The organism is Sphingobacterium sp. InxBP1 (assembly GCF_026191775.1).
GTDB lineage: Bacteria > Bacteroidota > Bacteroidia > Sphingobacteriales > Sphingobacteriaceae > Sphingobacterium > Sphingobacterium thalpophilum.
The window spans coordinates 186,863-205,028 of record NZ_JAINDX010000048.1 but is presented as its reverse complement, the minus strand read 5'-3'; the positions used below and the strand labels follow the sequence as shown (position 1 = coordinate 205,028).

Annotated in this window: 20 protein-coding genes; 8 read left to right on the top strand and 12 right to left on the bottom strand. The window is 43.9% G+C overall.

The genetic code is table 11. From position 1 onward, the window contains the following. Position 1: 1 nt before the first annotated feature. The 4 genes from K7A41_RS18755 to K7A41_RS18740 form a co-directional block, all read right to left on the bottom strand. A complete protein-coding gene (locus tag K7A41_RS18755) occupies positions 2-967 on the bottom strand; it encodes a DNA topoisomerase IB (RefSeq protein WP_265714903.1) in 966 nt (321 codons plus the stop codon). Between the two features lie 44 nt (positions 968-1,011). Next, positions 1,012-1,479, bottom strand: a complete 468-nt coding sequence (locus K7A41_RS18750; RefSeq protein ID WP_028069553.1) for a PA2169 family four-helix-bundle protein — start codon at positions 1,477-1,479, stop codon at positions 1,012-1,014. A 178-nt stretch (positions 1,480-1,657) separates the two neighbouring features. Next, complete coding sequence (locus K7A41_RS18745; RefSeq protein WP_028069554.1) at positions 1,658-1,849, bottom strand: hypothetical protein; 192 nt, start codon at positions 1,847-1,849, stop codon at positions 1,658-1,660. 69 nt (positions 1,850-1,918) lie between these two features. Further along, positions 1,919-2,398, bottom strand: coding sequence for an RNA polymerase sigma factor (locus tag K7A41_RS18740; protein WP_265715164.1), 480 nt, complete (start codon positions 2,396-2,398; stop codon positions 1,919-1,921). 401 nt (positions 2,399-2,799) lie between these two features. Between K7A41_RS18740 and K7A41_RS18735 the strand changes: the two genes are divergently transcribed. Then, positions 2,800-3,045, top strand: coding sequence for a hypothetical protein (locus K7A41_RS18735; protein ID WP_138096974.1), 246 nt, complete (start codon positions 2,800-2,802; stop codon positions 3,043-3,045). A gap of 107 nt (positions 3,046-3,152) precedes the next feature. On the opposite strand, the gene K7A41_RS18730 is transcribed toward K7A41_RS18735, so the two are convergent. After that, on the bottom strand, positions 3,153-3,500 hold the full coding sequence (locus K7A41_RS18730) for a hypothetical protein (RefSeq protein WP_138096976.1): 348 nt from the start codon (positions 3,498-3,500) through the stop codon (positions 3,153-3,155). Between the two features lie 182 nt (positions 3,501-3,682). Here K7A41_RS18730 and K7A41_RS18725 point away from each other — a divergent pair, with 182 nt between their 5' ends. The 3 genes from K7A41_RS18725 (at position 3,683) to K7A41_RS18715 (ending at position 4,868) form a co-directional block, all read left to right on the top strand. Continuing rightward, positions 3,683-4,261, top strand: a complete 579-nt coding sequence (locus tag K7A41_RS18725; protein ID WP_232048744.1) for a porin family protein — start codon at positions 3,683-3,685, stop codon at positions 4,259-4,261. A gap of 121 nt (positions 4,262-4,382) precedes the next feature. Then, complete coding sequence (locus tag K7A41_RS18720) at positions 4,383-4,652, top strand: hypothetical protein (protein WP_265714902.1); 270 nt, start codon at positions 4,383-4,385, stop codon at positions 4,650-4,652. Between the two features lie 30 nt (positions 4,653-4,682). Continuing rightward, a complete protein-coding gene (locus K7A41_RS18715) occupies positions 4,683-4,868 on the top strand; it encodes a CsbD family protein (RefSeq protein ID WP_028069560.1) in 186 nt (61 codons plus the stop codon). 74 nt (positions 4,869-4,942) lie between these two features. Here K7A41_RS18715 and K7A41_RS18710 read toward each other — a convergent pair whose 3' ends face one another. From K7A41_RS18710 to K7A41_RS18685, 6 genes are all read right to left on the bottom strand, one after another. Next, on the bottom strand, positions 4,943-6,745 hold the full coding sequence (locus K7A41_RS18710; RefSeq protein ID WP_265714901.1) for a glycoside hydrolase family 15 protein: 1,803 nt from the start codon (positions 6,743-6,745) through the stop codon (positions 4,943-4,945). An 11-nt stretch (positions 6,746-6,756) separates the two neighbouring features. Continuing rightward, complete coding sequence (locus K7A41_RS18705) at positions 6,757-8,940, bottom strand: bifunctional alpha,alpha-trehalose-phosphate synthase (UDP-forming)/trehalose-phosphatase (RefSeq protein WP_265714900.1); 2,184 nt, start codon at positions 8,938-8,940, stop codon at positions 6,757-6,759. A 252-nt stretch (positions 8,941-9,192) separates the two neighbouring features. Continuing rightward, the gene (locus K7A41_RS18700; RefSeq protein ID WP_265714899.1) at positions 9,193-9,837 is read right to left on the bottom strand and encodes a hypothetical protein; all 645 of its coding nucleotides are present in this window, start codon (positions 9,835-9,837) and stop codon (positions 9,193-9,195) included. Beyond that, a complete protein-coding gene (locus K7A41_RS18695) occupies positions 9,838-10,344 on the bottom strand; it encodes an S-ribosylhomocysteine lyase (protein ID WP_265714898.1) in 507 nt (168 codons plus the stop codon). 107 nt (positions 10,345-10,451) lie between these two features. Further along, positions 10,452-10,742 carry an antibiotic biosynthesis monooxygenase family protein gene (locus K7A41_RS18690; protein WP_028069565.1) on the bottom strand — a complete coding sequence of 97 codons (291 nt, stop codon included), beginning with the start codon at positions 10,740-10,742 and terminating at the stop codon, positions 10,452-10,454. A 68-nt stretch (positions 10,743-10,810) separates the two neighbouring features. Continuing rightward, a complete protein-coding gene (locus K7A41_RS18685) occupies positions 10,811-11,719 on the bottom strand; it encodes a LysR family transcriptional regulator (RefSeq protein ID WP_265714897.1) in 909 nt (302 codons plus the stop codon). A gap of 75 nt (positions 11,720-11,794) precedes the next feature. On the opposite strand from K7A41_RS18685, the gene hutH reads away from it, so the two are divergent. Genes hutH through hutG form a run of 4 tightly spaced genes read left to right on the top strand, consistent with a single transcriptional unit; the run spans position 11,795 to position 17,637 of the window. Next, positions 11,795-13,357 carry a histidine ammonia-lyase gene (gene hutH, locus K7A41_RS18680; protein ID WP_265714896.1) on the top strand — a complete coding sequence of 521 codons (1,563 nt, stop codon included), beginning with the start codon at positions 11,795-11,797 and terminating at the stop codon, positions 13,355-13,357. 10 nt (positions 13,358-13,367) lie between these two features. After that, positions 13,368-14,618 carry an imidazolonepropionase gene (gene hutI / locus K7A41_RS18675; RefSeq protein WP_265714895.1) on the top strand — a complete coding sequence of 417 codons (1,251 nt, stop codon included), beginning with the start codon at positions 13,368-13,370 and terminating at the stop codon, positions 14,616-14,618. A gap of 2 nt (positions 14,619-14,620) precedes the next feature. After that, on the top strand, positions 14,621-16,639 hold the full coding sequence (locus K7A41_RS18670) for a urocanate hydratase (RefSeq protein ID WP_265714894.1): 2,019 nt from the start codon (positions 14,621-14,623) through the stop codon (positions 16,637-16,639). Continuing rightward, positions 16,636-17,637 carry a formimidoylglutamase gene (gene hutG, locus K7A41_RS18665; RefSeq protein WP_265714893.1) on the top strand — a complete coding sequence of 334 codons (1,002 nt, stop codon included), beginning with the start codon at positions 16,636-16,638 and terminating at the stop codon, positions 17,635-17,637. The genes K7A41_RS18670 and hutG overlap by 4 nt, the downstream gene beginning before the upstream one ends. A 102-nt stretch (positions 17,638-17,739) precedes the next feature. On the opposite strand, the gene K7A41_RS18660 is transcribed toward hutG, so the two are convergent. After that, entirely contained in the window at positions 17,740-18,021 is a 282-nt protein-coding gene (locus K7A41_RS18660) for a GNAT family N-acetyltransferase (RefSeq protein WP_028069570.1), read from the bottom strand. Positions 18,022-18,166: the final 145 nt, after the last annotated feature.

The window sequence follows — 18,166 nt, the reverse complement described above, 5'->3', positions numbered from 1 at the left end:
GCTAACTATATTTGAGCAGGAAGCGAAATAGCTTAAATTCAAGCTTTTCCAAAGGAATCTCTTTGTTTATTACTGGAAATTTACTTTCCATGTAAACCCGTTGGATTGTTGGATGGACATAGTATTTTTCAGAAACAGCTTTGGTGTTGCCCAATTCCTTCGCGACGGCTTTTATGACAGAGTTTAATTGTCTTTTGCGTGCCTTAGGCTCATCAGGCTGTTTAGCTTTGCAAAGTAGTTTGAATGCTTCCCTGCTGGCCCCCCATATGCGGATGTCCTTGCAGCTGATATTTCCGGGACAATGTGTACGCAGGTAACTGTTGAAGGTGCGCCCGCAAAAGCGGCCTTCACAATTTGTTTTGTCAAGACAGAAGACCGTTTTCCCCTTAATTTGCATCAGTTGTCCTAATAAACACGCGAGTTGTTTGTTACGCCAGGTCTTCTCCTGAAAGACACCTTTCTTTCCTTTATAGGCGAGCGTGATGGTGTTACCGCTGATTTTAACGTGTCTTTTTTCCAATGTGCTCAGGCCATATGATTTATAAGCCAACGTATAGCGTTTGTTGCCTATGCGGATGAGGGTGCTGTCCATTATTTTGAAGGCTACAGCACATAGCTTTTCCATATTCCAGGTCTCCTGTTTGAGCTGGCGTGAACTGATCTTCCGCAATTCCTGAAGATACTGACCCACGTATAGAATCTGTTTAAATTTTTCGGATTGCTGTTGGTTGACAAACTTTGGATGATAAATGTATTGTTTACGGCCCTTTTGGTCGTAACCATAAGCCTGTAAATTACTACGCGGGCTTCTAGAAATCCAGACCTCCTTCCAGTTGGGCGGGATGACAAGGGCACCAATCCTTTTTAAAATCTTGGCATCCTCGATCACCTGACCCGATGGATCGTAATATTTGAATTTATTTCTGATTTTTCGTCTTGTATAACCTTCGGTATGCTTCGTCTTCATAAGGCAGGGTAACGTTATAATAGTATAGAAAGTCAAGTTGACCGTTAAGCGTTGTCCCGTAATGTCTTGATATACTCATGTGCTTCGAGCTGTATACCGAGCTGTTTTTCGATCAGTAGCAAGAGATCATGGGTAATTTCCCAGTCTTCATTGTCCACGACGTCCTTATAAGTCTTTTTAAAAGCATCTTCACCTTGTTCGCAGCTAGCCAGTAAGCTTTTTGCATCGTTGCCGGAAACCGCAACTCTAATTTCCATCCAGATTCTAAATAATTTCCCGCTGATCATGGTTCCGTCTGTAGCTGCTTCGGACTGCTGTTCGAGATAAGGTGTAAGTTCTTCAATAAACATCTGAGATTGGTTTATATAGGATGAGAAAATGTTATTCAAGCCCCCCTCGAGGTGATGACGGTTCGCAATCTCTATTGCTTTTTGGTAACCGGCAATTCGGTCATTGTTGATCTGGATTAGATCGTTGATCAGGCTGCTGTCATTTATTGTAGTGGATTCCATGGTTCTATTTTTTTGTTTTATATTATTTTCAGATTTCAATATGTTGTTCAGGGAAAGAACCTGTGTGGTAAGCTTTCAGTTTACCAAGGACTGGAAAAATGTGTTCCTGAAAAAAAGAATGGGCTGTCCAATTTTTGAACAGCCCTAGCGACCTGACGGGCCTGATTATCTTAGCTAGCTATTTGGTCTTGACTGCTAAAGAAGGCTTTTTTTGTTTCTCGTTATTGCCTTCCATTTGTTTCTTTGTTATTGAAGTCACCGCTGCGTCCCGGGGAATTTCTTTGTTGCTATTTTTTCCAATAGGTCCGCCGCAGATTATTAATAATATCGGCATGTGCCCGGCATTGCGTATTGTTATTTCGGATTTCATATATGTGTTATTTTTTGATGTATGTTGTTAGATCTTTAGTAAAGTAACGTTAGCAGTAGCATTTTGGTTTTAATCAAGTCGATATACTTTTAATTGCCGTTGCAGCTTCTTGCGTAGAATATGTATTCGTGTTTTGACAGTGCCTTCAGGCATCGCTAAATGAGCGGCTATTTCGTGATATTTATAACCATCAAGAAACAACCGGAAGAGCTGGTAATTTTCGTCGGACAGACTACACATCGCTTTTTCGATATCATCAGCGATAAACCTATTCTCTGCTTTGTTATTTTCAATGGTATTGCTTGATTCAAGATCAATATAGGTGTCATGTATTTCACTACCGCGCCTCGCTTTCCGATACCGGTTGATATAAACATTTCTCATGATGACATACAGCCATGACATAAGTTTCGGGTGCTTGACGAGGTCATCTATAGATCGCCATGCTCGGATCAGCGTTTCTTGGACGAGGTCTTCCTTTTCATCAGGGTCGGCGGTAAACTTGCTCGCAAAATGCTTCAATAAACATTTTTTTTCTTCGACAAGGATGTTTATTACTGGAATTGTTCATAATAGCATTCATTTTTGTAGGATGTTCTCTCCTTGAGCTTACCACAATTAAAATGCTAAAATTGTATAGCGAAATAGAGCTTAAACTTGTTTAGACACTTAAATGTGGAAAATACGTGGCACGGAAACTTGGCTATGTCATCGCTAAAGCGCTGCAGAAATGACTTGTTCAAGACCTATCTTTTAACCCTCAGAAAATTATACGCTTACAAAAAGGGTATTTAACTCTGGATAAACGTCTGAATTACGGGTGTGGCGATTTCTTGGCGGTGAAGCACTTTGCTCAGTTTTTTAAACAGTAAAAGAGTATTTTTAATTTTTTTGAACGAAAGATATACTAGATCCGTTCCTTCTATAAAATGAACACAATTCAAATTACTATGAAACAGATAAATAAAGTTTTACTGGCAGTTTGTCTGACTGTATCCTCTGGCGCGTCGATGTTATCTTGCACAGATTCAAAAAATAATCCTGAAAAAAGCACTCAGTCCGATAATATTCCACCAAGTGATGTTGACGAGACGAGATACAATTTGAGCGAACAACAAAAACTGAGTATGCAGAAAGATACCACATTGGTAGATACTGCCAACAACAAAGATAGTATATCCGGTCCGACCCGCTAATTGATATAACATTCGCTGAAATGTCCACCGACTACAGGCAGGGCAATATGATAATCAGGATTGAATAAAAGAATTAAGGGCCATTAATAAACGGCCCTTAATTCATGTTACAGACCTCGTTCCTCAACGTCTTCGTCAGGATCAGATTCTGGCGTATAAATATCTTCATCAAGATGATCAATCTGCCCATGATCTCTTTCGTGATCTGGATCTATGTCTTCAAGCTGATCTCTGTCCCGTTGTTCCTCTTCAGTAGGGTCCGGACCTTCGGCATTTTCGGGATAGTACCGATCAGGTGTGACTTCATCCAAGTCCGGAACTTTAGGCGGCCTGCGTGTTGGAGCGCCATCATCGGTACCGGGATTATTGCCTAAAGGGTCTATTTCGTTTAAAAGTATGAATGCATCCTCCATTGTTAAAGGCATGCCGCTTCGAAATTGGATTGTCGTTCTCATAATCTTTTTTAAGGTGAACAGTTGGCAAAGAAATTTGGTTGTTTTTTTTTATAAAATTGACGGCCTTTACTATATCTATCGAAGACAATTGAATACACACTGAATCACAGTAATTAATAATAAATTCAAAACTTTTCTGCTATTAATCTTGTTGTTAAGTTAAAGTAATTATTAAACAGTATATGATGAAAAAACTAACGCTATTTTTATTAATTGCCACTGGTGTTGGACACGCCAGCGCCCAGAAAATTGAGACGACACCACAAATGGTATCCGAGGTGGGTATCGAACCGATCCGCCAAGGAAATTGGATGGTTGGTGGATCAATCGGTAGTATCGGATATAGTTTCGAAGGTAAGTCGTTCAACGCCGCTCTACAGCCAAGGGCAGGATATTTTGTCTCAGACGGCCTTGCTATTGGTGCACAAGCTAACGTGGGGCTTATCACAGTGAAGGATGCTAAAGACAACTGGACATATGGTATAGCTCCATTTGTGCGTTATTATTTCCCTAATGCAGGCTCATCGACTGGCCGTTTTTTTGGCCAGGGAGACATTGGTATATCTGGGAGCTCTGTCGGTAAGGGTGCATCGCTAGCGGTTGGAGCGAATCTCGGCTACGCTCATTTTATCACCCGTACGGTCGCATTGGAAGCTACCTTCGGATATAATTATAGTAAAGCGAATATCAATACCGGCAGTGGTGCAAGTGGTCTCGGCGTAGGTGTCGGATTCCAGATTTACTTACCTGGACGCCGGTAAGCTGTGTATGCGTCCGTATAAATACGGAATCCGGAAAATAAACACTGATTCCGTGGAGGAGAGTGGTGAAGGTCGAAACTTTTGTATGTCCAAAACTGTTTTTATTTAAAAGATCAGGAAAATGAGAACGAGAAAAGACATTGGGTTGGTTCTACGGGACCGCATGGGGAAATGGTCTTCTTACAACATTCCCTTGTTGAAGGAGTGCCGCTTGCAGGATAAGGTCGTCCGAAGTAATGAGCATGAAGGTATCTTCGTCATCGGAAGTCTTACAACGGGGATGTATATATTCTCGCTTTATAAGAACAAATTCATTGATCTAATGGGCAAACGGATTGGTATGGAAGAGGTATGTGAGCATTTTGACAGGTATAAACAAACTTTAATTTAATTATATAATTCACTAAAACAAAGGAGTATTATGAGTAATTTAACTTGGAAAGGACGTTGGAACGAATTAAAAGGAAAGGTGAAACAACAATATGCTGATCTGACCGATGATGATTTGCTCTATGCCGAAGGCAAAGAAGATGAGCTATTGGGCAAGCTGCAACAAAAGACTGGTAAGACAAAAGACGAGGTGGAAGATTGGTTAAACAACATGTAAGCAATTCCACTAATTAAACTTAAATAGGAGAGAAGCGATCAATATGAATTATTGATCGCTTTTTTTATGAATTCTTACAAAGAAAAGATGGGCTTATCCAGTTTGATTGCGAGGCGATAGACGGCGTTCATAAGACCCACATGACTATATGCCTGCGGGAAGTTGCCCCATTGGCTACCATTATCCTCGGTGACATCCTCACTAAATAAGCCCAAGTGGTTGCTGTACGTCAGCAGGCGGTCGAGTATTTCCTGCGCTTCGCTGACTCTTCCGACGCATGCAAGGGCTTCCACGTACCAGAACGCACATACAAGGAAAGTAGATTTCGGTTTGCCAAAATCGTCCTGATGTTTGTACCGATAAAATAATCCGTTTTCACCTTTCAGTTCTTTTTCCAGCATTGCTAAATGGGCCTGTGCCCGTTCCGACTTCGGATCCAGATAATCCATGACAATCAGTTGCAGTGTACTGGCATCCAAGTTTTTACTGTCAAGTGCATTTTGGTATACTTTCCGTTCTTCATCATAGCATGCTTCGATATAAGCCTCGGCTTTTTTGAGCAATACATTGGCCCGTTCCTCCATATCTTGATATCCATTCTGACGAGCAATCAGCAAGGCTGCTTTACAACCGACCCATTGAAATAGGTTGGAATAACAATGATGGTTGGCAAAATTTCTGAACTCCCAGATTCCCGCGTCTTTTTCATCAATAGTCGCTTCAATCTTTTCCAGAATAAAGTTTACCCAGCCTAAGACATTCTTATTTTCATGAATCTTGAAACGCTGGTCCGTAAATAAGGGAAGAAGAGCTATCATCGCCTGACCATAGACGTCGTTCTGGATATGTTCAAATGCCTGATTTCCGATGCGTACAGGTCCATTATCCAGATAGCCTTTTAGATACGGCAGTATCTGCTCGGTGAGTTCAGAAGTGCCCAAAATGCCATAAAGCGGTTGCAGTCTTCCGGGATTGTGGTGGGTAATACCAGCAATATAATTAGCGAAACTCTCCATCTCTTCAAATTGACCGATATGCGCTAATGCGGTCAGGACGTAATAACTGTCGCGTACCCAACAGTATCGGTAATCCCAATTTCTTCCAGAGCCAGGATGTTCGGGCAAGCTGGTGGTTGATGCCGCTATAATGGCGCCAGTGTCTTCATATTGGTGCAATTTAAGCACTAACGCAGAACGAATAACTTCAGCCTGATAGATGTTGGGGATACTGCAACGCTTAATCCAACGCTGCCAGTAGCTGAGTGTCTTTTGTAGGAAGTCCTCACAGGTAGTGGCGATAGCGGATTCAAAAGCAGCGTCGTAGGTGAGAATCAAATATTTGTTCTCACTGATAATTGTCCAGCTGTCCAGCTGAAAAAAATGTGATATCGGAACATCGGTTGTCAGACGGATACGGTCGCCGATACCATCGCTACTATACATTATATGATTGCTCCCACGAGTAGCTTTTAGACTTTTGCGTCCATAATCCGCAGTCGGCTGACAGCGGATATTAACGCTAGGTGCACCGCGCAGCGGTTCAATTTTGCGGATTAACATTAACGGTTTAAAGTACCGACCAAATTGTTCAAACCGGGGAGCGAAGTCAGTAACGCGATATGCAAAGGACTCGGTGTGAATTTCTGTACAGAGGATATTAGAGTTTTTGATGTAATATTGTTTTGTTTCGACTACCGCTTCTTCGGGGCGTATAGCAAATGAGCCGCCACTGTTTTGATCAATTAAACCACCAAACACAAAACTATCTTCAAAAGAGGGCCAGCACAGCCAGGATATATTTGTATCAACGCCGACGTGCGCAATATAGGAGCAATTGCCGATGATACCTGTTTGGTATACGTGCCTATTTGTTTTCATATTTTCCGCCATTACTTTAGTATAAGTTGATTTAAAAATTGAATGACATCCTCCTGTTGGTCCAGGTAATATTTTGCTGCCGACTTGTTGCTGCCCACCTTAATGCTTATTGTCGAGGCGGGAAGATAACGAAAGAGATCTTCATCTGTGACATCGTCGCCGATGGCCAGTAAAAAATCAGCTTTGATATGGCCTGCGATTTCGAGTGCGGCTTTGCCTTTATTAACCTCAGTATTCTTTACCTCAATGACAGCATTCCCATCGAGAAGTTGCAGTCCATAATCGTTCAACATCGGATTCAGGCTTTCCTTTAGTGCGGCCGCTTTCAGTTCGCCGAGACCGAGTTCTACCTTCCTGTAATGCCAGGCCAGAGAGTAGGGTTTAGCTTCAATATAGGCGCCGGGCGTCTGATCGGCTAATTTCTCCATGAGTTTTTTGACTTCAGGCATCCAATGTAAAGCCAGTCCTTTTTTATAAGACCAATTGAAGTTTGGAAAGTTGGACCAGATTCCATGCTCTGCGACCAGGTAATAAGACCGGCCATCGAACCAAGAGGATAGACTTTCCTGTGATCGTCCGCTAATGATTACTAATGTGTTGAGCGGATCGGAGATAATATTGTCCAGCAAGTTATATAAGACAACAGTTGGACTTGCCTTTTGGGCGTGGTTCTGAAATTTGACAAGTGTCCCATCATAATCTAGAAAGAACAGCCTATTATGGCTTTTTCGATAGCGGTCTGCAATACTATTGAAGACCTTGTCGGAAATACGTCTAGCCCATTCATCACGTTGAATGGCTTTGGTTTCAGCAAGTCTGCTGGTAAACAGCTGTACCCAGTGCTGTATATTAAATTTACGTATTATCTGAAGGTTGGCTTCTGTGCGTTCACGAATTTCCTCGGGCGACATCCGTAGCGCATGGAAGATGCTGTCTGCTGTTTCCGCCCTGTTAAATGGGTTAATGATTAGGGCGTCGACTAGTTCCTTTGATGCGCCGGCAAACTCGCTCAAGATTAACACACCTTCTGAGGCTGTTTTACAGGCAATATATTCTTTGCTGACCAGGTTCATGCCGTCCCTGGTTGACGTAATCATACAAACGTCCGAAGCCACATACAATCCGACCAGTTCCTCGAAAGGAAGTGATTTGTAGAAATACAGAACCGGTGTCCAGCTTAGATTACCATAAATGGAATTGATTTCACTTACTTTGCGGTTTATTTCATCTTTGAGTTTTTTATATTGAGAGACTTTGTCTCTTGAAGGAACTATCAGCATATAAAGGACGACCTTACCATGCCATTCAGGGTATTTTTCCAAAAAAGTCAAGAAGGCACGCAAACGCTCCAGAATGCCTTTGCTGTAGTCTAGACGATCAACGGAAATGATGATTTTTTGATGCGGAAAATGACTTCGAAACTGTTCGGCAATCGCCGTCACTTTGGGTTCAACACTGGCGGCAACAAATTTGTCATAATCAATCCCCATAGGGAAGGACTCGATAAATATATGCCTGTCTTGATATTTTAATTGGTTGTGACCGGTGGGAACGTTCAATATCTTTTTACAGGCGTTTAGGAAATTCTGACTGTCAGCAAACGTATGAAAGCCGACTAGATCCGCTCCCAGCAACCCTTCTACGAGCTCCCGTCTTTGGGGGATATTCATGAACAGTTCTTCGGAAGGAAAGGGAATATGATGAAAATATCCGATATTGAGATCCTTATCTTCTTGTCGAAGGAGCTGGGGGAGAAGCATCAGCTGATAATCTTGCACCCAGATAAAGTCTGATGCTGCACGGATAGCTAACGCAGCTTCGCAGAACTTTTTGTTGACAAATACATAGGTTGACCAATATTCGCGGTCAAAGTGAATGTAGCTAGGCTGATAGTGGCAGATGGGCCAAAGTACTTCGTTGGAGTACCCTTCGTAGAAGTTCCGTATCTCCTCCTTTGAAAGAAAGACGGGTACAAGGTTCAAGGGTTCGAGCAACGCAATTATCTTGTGCTTCTCGGCTTCGTCTTTTGGAACAATGCCTGGCCATCCGACCCAACGGATTTCGTTCGAATCAAAAGCTGAATTTAGCCCTGTTGCCAGGCCTCCCGCACTTGGTCTGATGATCAGTTTATCTTTTTTTCGTTCTATTTGTATCGGCAGTCTATTTGAAATTATTATTTTCTTTTTGTTCTTCATAAAACTATTAGATCGATTTACTTGTAGTGGAAGAGTTATATAAAACTATAACGATGGGCTTGCAATCCATATAGTTGAACAACTACTGATGGGAATAGTTTTCATTAATTCAAATTAACACCGGACTAGGGCTTCAGTGGAGAGCGTTATACTTGCTGGAAAAGGAGATCACCGTCGTACGCAAGAGGGGAGAATATGGATACAAAAAAGACCTGTAATTTTTACAGGTCTTTTTTGTATCCATAATGAGTCTTAGGAAATATTAAAGGTGCTTAATTTGGCAGCCCCAAGTCTTTCTTTCATAAATTTGTCAAGAATGATTCCTAGGCGACCGGAAATCTCAAAAAGAATGCTCTCCCAATCTTTCACTGTCCCATCACAGTTGTCGGATACTATTTTAATGCTATGAAAAGACAGATTCTTATGGAAGCAGAAGCTGGCCAGCGCATAAGACTCCATGTCGAATGCCAATGGATTAAAGTGTTTAATATCTTGATAAAAAGGGGTATTGATATTGACAAAGCGATCCGAAGTTAATATGGCGTCTTCGTAGCGAAACTCATCACGAGGGACTGATTCTATCTTTCCCTGCCCTTTTAAGAATAAGGTATTTTCCAAAAAGAAGCCGTCTGTATACGCATCACCCTGCGCATAATAGGCGGGGTACAACACATGGCCAATGGGATGTCTGGTACAACCTACAGTGCCAACATTGAGTAGCACCGGATTGATACCCAGTGTTTTGATTTCTTCATATAACGTAGCAACTGACAATAGTGCGTTCACCTTGCCTACACCTATTTCATAAACCAGAGAAGAACTGTCAGTAGTAGCGAAAGCCAATTCGTTCTTATTTGCTACCAGGATAATCGTTTCAATATCTTTGTTTAGGATCATCTAGTTTTCTTCAATGTAAGGGTATTCGAAATCAAGCTGGCCCGCATTGATCAGCTGCAGGAAGTTAGTACAAGCTTGCTTTGAAGAAGCGAAATCCATAAAGGTATAGTTACCACAGCTTACCGGATTTTGGAAAGGCACCTCGTAACCTTCAGTTAGAATGATCTCGAGCACCTCTTTCATTAGTACAGCGATATCCTGTGGTGTTTTGTCCGTCCCTGCCAATACCACATAAAAACCTGTACAGCATCCCATCGGACCAACATAAATTACCTCGTCGCCCAAGATCGTCCTGATTTCCGTTGCAAAGCAGTGCTCCAGCGTATGCATCACTTCGGGTGACAACATACGTTCTGCCGAATTAGGCCTGATCATACGAATATCATAGGTGGTATAGTTGTCTAGATGACTAGTATTGGTACTCGAAGTTTTAGCGTAAATCCCTTGTTTTAGCTTGGTATGATCTACCGTAAAACTGTTTACTTTTGCTTTTTCTTTTGTATACATCTTATTTTGTTCATTGCTCCAGTGAGAGAGACCCTAGAGCAGGTTAAAAGTTGCGTTTAAATTTCTACAAAGATAGTAGATATTCGGAAAAAAGACGGATAAAACTGCTATTTTAACAATTCATAGTGTTCGACGGTCGGGAAAGGATCGTAGTAATGATGTAAAAGCTTTTCCCATTCTTTGAATAGTTCTGACTCCCTGAAGCCTATGGTATGGTCCTCCAGTGTCTCCCACTCCACCAATAAAATGTACTGATTGTCTTTCTCAATACATTTGCGCAGTGAATGTGTGATATAACCTTTGCTGGCGCTTATATACTGACAGGCGGTTTTATAATCACGTTCGAAATTCGATTGTTGACCTTCAATAATTTGTAATACAGCGACTTCTAAAATCATAATTTATTCTTATTTATATCTATTAGTGTAAGTAAATATATTAATAATTTTCACCGAAAAAAAATTAGTCAGCGTGCAGCCGTCCAAGGAGCCGATGTAGCAATAATGTCGAGCACATGGGGTATACCGGGGTTGCGGTTTTCAGCGTTCCAGGCCAAGTAAAGTGTAGTGCGCTGAGGCAAATCGTCCAGCTCAAGAAAAGCGACGTCAACATGATATCCATTTTTAAGGGAGGAGGGAACTATGGCCACGCCGAGCCCCTGTTTGACCATGTTAAAAATCGTCAGGGCATTGACTGTACGTAGCGTTACCTTGGGTATAAACTGATGATCCTGAAAAATACTCATGACCAGATCAAAATAGGAGTGGCTGTAATTTTTGGAGAATAAGATAAAGGATTCGTGCTTTAGCTGGTCCAGACTGGGCTTGGCACTCTTCAATATGGGATGCTCTTTAGGGACAACGAGACTAAAATGTTCGGTATGGATAGGTAGCCCGCACAGCCCAGGCGGAACCTGAGACGTGCGCACGAAACCAAGATCGAGTTCTTTTCGCTGCAACAGTTCCAGTTGCGTTTCGTTACCCAACTCATGGAGGGAGAGTTCGATATCAGGCTGCTGCTGTTTGATGCGGACGAGCAGCTGTGGAAGTATAGTCTGTACGGCAGAACCTATGAAGCCGAGGCGAAGTGTACTTATCTTGCCATTTGCCAAGCTCTGTAGCTGAACTTCGATCTGGTCCAGATAGCGAAAAAGTCGGGTTACTTCTTCAAAGAGATATTTTCCTGCCTCGGTAAGAGACACGTTTCGTTTATTACGCTCCAATAGCCTTACCCGATAATACTCCTCCAGCTGTCTGATCTGACGGCTCAATCCGGGCTGGGCGATGTAAAGGCGTTCGGCTGCTTTGCGAAAATGCAGTTCTTCGGCCAGTACTTTGAAATACAAAAGGTGTCGGAGTTCTATTTGATAATTCATAGTTATCAATTGATGATCAAAATGGTATTTCTAATTATTAAATGTAGCCAGTAAATTTGAGAAAAGCTTACGACGATGGAAAAATTTTTATATGGCAGTGGATATTTAACGTGTTCTACTGCTTTGGCAATAGCAGCAGGAAGGGTACGTGGCGAAATATCGGACTCAGTGAAGGCTACGATAGAAAGAAGTGCGGGGTATGTTCGACACATTGTCGAGAAACGGCAGGTGGTCTACGGTGTAAATACCGGTTTTGGCCCCTTGTGTACGACACTGATCGATGCCGACCAGACGCAGCTGCTACAGGAAAATATTCTGAAAAGTCATGCTGTTGGCATGGGTGAACCGATTGCCAATGATTTGGCCAAACTCATGCTGATATTGAAAGTTCACGCGCTAGCCAAAGGTTTCTCGGGCGTTCAATACCCGACTGTTGAGCGTATTATTTGGCATATTGAACAGGATATAATACCCGTAGTGCCCAAGCAGGGCTCAGTAGGTGCCTCGGGCGATCTTGCTCCGCTATCACATCTCTTCCTACCGCTCATCGGCTTAGGCAAGGTGCAAGTAAAAGGAGAGATATATCCAACTGCCGTCGTATTAGAAGCGCATGGACTACGACCGCTACAATTGGGTGCTAAGGAAGGACTTGCTTTGATTAACGGAACACAATTTATGGCCGCCCATGGGGTAAAAGCGGTCATCGAGCTCTATCGTGTGCTGCAGAACGCGGATATCATTGCAGCTTTGATGATCGAAGGATTAAACGGTTCAATTAAACCATTTTTTCCTGAGCTTCATCAGCTGCGAGCGCATGCTGGAAACCGGTTTGTGGCGTCCAATATTTATGCCCTGTTAAATGGGTCGGCTATCTTGAATAGCCATAAAGATTGCTCACGTGTGCAAGATCCCTATTCGTTGCGCTGTATCCCACAGGTGCACGGTGCGTCTCGGAATGCTTGGCTCCACCTGAAAGAAACGATGGAAGTGGAAATTAATTCGGTAACTGACAACCCAGTCATCATTAATGATCAATTAACCATAAGTGGCGGTAGTTTTCATGGACAGTCCATTGCTCTACCTATGGACTACGCGACGCTGGCGGCTTCGGAGATCGGCAACATATCAGATCGCCGCGTTTATTTATCCTTGGAGGGGCAAACCAATGGTGTCCCTAAGTTGTTAATGCAATCGACCGGCCTCAATTCGGGCTTTATGATCCTCCAATATAGCACGGCAGCGATTGCTAGTGAGAATAAAGGCTTGTGTTTTCCAGCTAGCGCTGACAGTATTCCCACCTCATTGGGGCAGGAGGACCATGTCAGTATGGGATCTATCTCCGGACGCAAATTGTTACAGGTCATTGATAATGTTGATAAAATTCTGAGCATTGAGCTCTTGTGTGCGGCGCAGGCTAAGGACTATCATCATCCATTACAGTCTACTGATGCGCTTGAAGCTATACATCGTCGTATCCGGCAGTCAATCCCCCACATTGAGCAAGATCAGCCCATGGAAGCCTTGTTGACCGATGCACAGATGCTGATAAAATCGGGAGAACTGATTTACTTAAGACAGCAGTTCAATCCGCAGCTTCATGTCGCCGATCAACTTGCCACCGCGTTCGAAACTTATTAGAAGCAGTCATATGGAAAAAAAATTAAAACTCATAGGGCCATTTAGCCAGTTGTTGTCCATGGACAATTTGCCATTGAAAGGAGCATTAAAGGATGTGCAACTTGAAATTGTCGAAAGGGCAGGACTGCTCGTTTCGGACGGTCTTATTCAAGAAGTGGGGAACTTTGACAGTTTATATAAACGATGGCATCATGAAGCAGATTATATTGCCCAGAACGGAGATTATGTTGCTTTACCCGCTTTTGTGGATTGCCACACACACATTTGTTATGCGGGCAACCGGGCAAATGATTTCGCGCTGCGGAATGCAGGTTCATCCTATCTTGAAATAGCCGAGGCAGGGGGGGGTATTTGGAATACAGTCAGCCATACACGCGACTGTGAAGAGGCTGAATTAGCTCGCTTGACTGTCGACCGCTCAAACAGTTTGCTTCGACAGGGTGTTACAACTATCGAAGTAAAAAGCGGTTATGGGCTTCGAATTGAAGAAGAACTTAAAATCTTACGAGCGATAAAGAGGGCCAACAGCGACACAGCGGCAGATCTAGTTCCAACCTGTTTGGCCGCTCATATGCTACCGAGGGACTTTGCAGGATCAGAAGATGAATATCTTGATCTTATGGCGGAAGTTCTTCTGCCACAATTAAAAGCCGAGCAGCTTGCAGCACGCGTAGACGCTTTTGTGGAAAAGACGGCTTTTCATGCCGGATCCATAAAACCTTATCTGCAAAGAGCGCGTGCATTGGGCTTTGATCTGACTGTGCATGCCGATCAGTTTAGCACATCAGGAAGCCGGCTTGCTGTTGAGCTGGGCGCAAGATCTGCAGACCATCTAGAAGCTTCCACAGCAACTGAGATCGCACTTCTTGCAGCCTCTGATACCATTGCCGTTGCCCTACCAGCAGCTTCGATAGGTATAGGTTGTGCATTTAGTCCTGCACGAAAGTTGCTCGATGCAGGTGCCTCTTTGGCAATAGCCAGCGATTGGAATCCGGGCTCGGCACCAATGGGACAGCTACTGACCAGTGCATGTGTATTGGCCACCATGGAAAAGCTGAGTAACGCGGAGGTTCTTGCGGCAATGACGTTTCGTTCGGCATATGCGCTAAACCTCAGGGATCGTGGAAAGTTAGCAAGCGGCATGCGCGCCGACTTTATTTTATTTCAAACAGACAACTACCAAAATATCACCTATTATCAAGGAAGCATGCAGCCTTCTGCTGTTTGGAAGAACGGTAATAAGGTGTTTTCAATCGAATAATAATGGATAATACGTTCAAGACTGCAATTACAGCCGGAATTCCGGCAAAATTGCCAAAAAAAATGGAGCGGGATGAGAATGTAAGCCATGCGCCAAAGCGTAAAAATATACTTTCGCTTCGGGAAGAGAAGCTTGCCCTGCGGAACGCCCTCCGGTATTTCCCCAAAGCATGGCATGCTACGTTGGCTCCTGAGTTTCTCGAAGAGCTACGTGATTACGGACGAATCTACATGTATAGGTTTAGGCCAAATTATGCCATGTACGCACGACCAATAGAGGATTATCCAGCAAAAAGCAAACAGGCAGCAGCCATCATGCTGATGATACAGAATAATCTGGATCCCGCTGTTGCCCAGCATCCCCATGAGCTGATCACGTATGGTGGTAATGGGGCGGTATTTCAGAACTGGGCACAGTATTGTCTAACCATGAAATATCTCTCGCAGATGAGCGATACACAGACCTTACATATGTACAGCGGTCACCCTATGGGACTGTTTCCCTCCTCCGAGCTAGCCCCAAGAGTAGTAGTCAGCAACGGCATGATGGTTCCGAACTACTCCAAACCCGATGATTGGGAACGTTATAATGCATTGGGAGTAACCCAATACGGACAGATGACAGCGGGATCCTACATGTACATTGGGCCCCAGGGCATTGTTCATGGTACGACAATTACAGTTATGAACGCGTTCCGCCGACACCTAAATAATGGGGAGGATATTAGCGGAAAGGTGTTTCTGACATCTGGGTTGGGGGGTATGAGTGGTGCACAGCCAAAGGCAGGCAATATTGCGGGTTGCATCACCGTATGTGCGGAAGTCAACCCTGTGGCTGCAAGGAAACGGTACGAGCAGGGCTGGGTGGATGTGCTGATTGATAATATGGATCAGCTGGTTAAGGAAGTACGCCAGGCAATTGTGGCAAGGGAAGCGATTTCTTTTGCATTTATTGGGAATGTCGTCGAGGTATGGGAGGCCTTTTACCGCGAGAATATCCACGTTACTGTAGGATCTGACCAGACCTCGTTGCATAATCCTTGGTCAGGAGGTTATTATCCAATGGGCCTTACGTTTGAAGAAGCAAATGATTTGATGGCGTCGCAGCCGGACAAATTTAAAGAATTTGTGCGTGCCAGCTTGGTCCGGCACGTGCAGGCGATCAACAACCATGCTGCCAGAGGCACTTACTTTTTCGATTATGGAAATGCCTTCTTGCTGGAGAGCAGTCGAGCTGGAGCAACTGTATGGAATGATGCTGGAGACAAATTTCGCTATCCATCTTATGTGCAGGATATTTTGGGCCCCATGTGTTTTGATTTTGGTTTTGGCCCATTTCGATGGGTTTGTACCTCTGGTAAGCCTTCCGATCTGGAAAAAACAGATAAGCTGGCGATCGCTGCCCTGCGCGAACTGCAAACGATTGCACCTGAAGAAATACAGCAGCAGATGCGTGACAACATCCAATGGATTCAGGAGGCCGGTAGAAATAAATTAGTTGTTGGATCACAGGCTCGTATTCTATATGCGGACTCGAACGGACGTATTGCTATCGCAAAAGCATTTAATGAAGCAATCCGGAAAGGGGAGCTAGAAGGCCCTGTTGTCCTTGGACGTGACCATCACGACGTTAGCGGAACAGATTCTCCCTATCGGGAAACGAGCAATATTTACGACGGAAGTCAATTTACGGCGGATATGGCTATTCACAATGTCATTGGAGACAGTTTTAGAGGTGCCACGTGGGTATCCATTCACAACGGTGGAGGTGTTGGCTGGGGCGAAGTCATCAATGGTGGATTTGGAATGCTTTTGGACGGGTCAGTGGCCTCTGATGTAAGGTTGGAAAGCATGCTATATTTTGACGTTAACAACGGTATCGCTAGGAGGGCATGGGCGAGAAACAAGGAAGCAAATCATGCACTGGATAGGGCGATGGCGGCCAATACATCGCTTATGGTAACTCGGGCGCAGCTGGTCGACGATACGATCATTGATAATTTATTTAAGGAATTGGAATGAGCCATTTGTTTAAACAAAAACAGTTATATGTTGCCGCAGACCGTTTCCGATGGAAAGGACGTGTAGACGGTGAAGAAAAGGACTGGATGCGCTGGCACCAATGGGTCAGCTGCGTTGATCTGCTGACAGTGCCAGATCTGGCTGGCGCATACAGCATTCTGGGCTTTTGCAGTGACGAGGGCGTGTCCCGTAACCAAGGACGGGCAGGCGCAAAAGATGGACCGGCTACGCTCAGAGATGTTCTTGCAAATTTACCTGTGTATTTTTCAGATGAAGTAAAAGTAAAAGATTGTGGCGATATTTTGGTGATGGATAGTGATTTAGAATCTTCTCAGGAAGCATTGGGTCAAGCGTTGGCGACAGTGCTTCGTAGCGGCGGATTTCCGATCGTCTTTGGTGGCGGGCATGAGGTCACTTATGGACATTATCTTGGTATAAAGCAACACTTAGGGGGGAGCAGCCACAAAATCGGCTTTATCAATTTAGATGCGCATCTTGACATGCGCCCACTGCCTGGCGGTTTTGGGAACTCGGGCACTGGGTTTTATCAAATCGAACAGGATCTGAGAGCTATGGGAGCATCGTTTCATTATTTAGCGATCGGAATACAGCAGATCAGTAACACCAGAGGACTTTGTGACTATGCACAGACTAAGGGCGTACAGCTGATCCGGAGCGATGATCTGATTCCATCCAACTTGGAAAAACTACAAAACCAGGTACGAGCATTTGCTGCCGAAGTAGACTATCTTTACTTGACAATCGATCTGGACATGTTTGCTGCTCCGTACGCTCCAGGGGTGAGCGCACCGGCGTTCAATGGCGTTGTTCCGAACGAAATTTTTTTCGGTTTATTTGAAACACTCATCAAGCTGCCCAATTTAAGATCACTGGATATCGCAGAGTTAAATCCGCGCTATGATATTGATGGACGTACAGCTAAACTAGCTGCGGATCTGCTTTTTAAATTTGTGAACGGCGCCACTGATCGGCTATAGCATGAAGTACCAGTAATCTAAAATCGACAAACGCCGGTAGGGACAGTATAGTGCTTTCACGGCGCTTGTCGGTTTGTTTAGCTGCCCAGTTAGCAGCTACTTTTAGAAAAGTACGTCTGCAAGGTCGGCCTCCTTATCAAAAACGGACTTTGCAAAAGGACAGAGTGGGAGTATTTTTAACCCTTTCTCTCGGGCGAAGTCAACTGCTGCAGAGAGCATTTGCCTACCTAGCCCTTTGCCGGTATAGTTCTCACTAACCTCGGTATGGTCAATAATAAATTTTGTGGGACCAGCCCAGGTATAGGTCATCTGGGCCACAGATCTTCCTTGATCCGTTACTTCGAAACTCCCATGTCTCTCCCCATCTTTTTGTATGACTTCCATTGATTATAATTTTTTGGTGTATCTATAGTTGATACAAATTAAGTAAATTCTGCTTAACACTTTCCCATGGCGTCGGCATTTTAATCGATATTACGTAGAACTGACCGAGTTGTAGCTTTTCCGTACTCCCTTTTGGCATTATTTG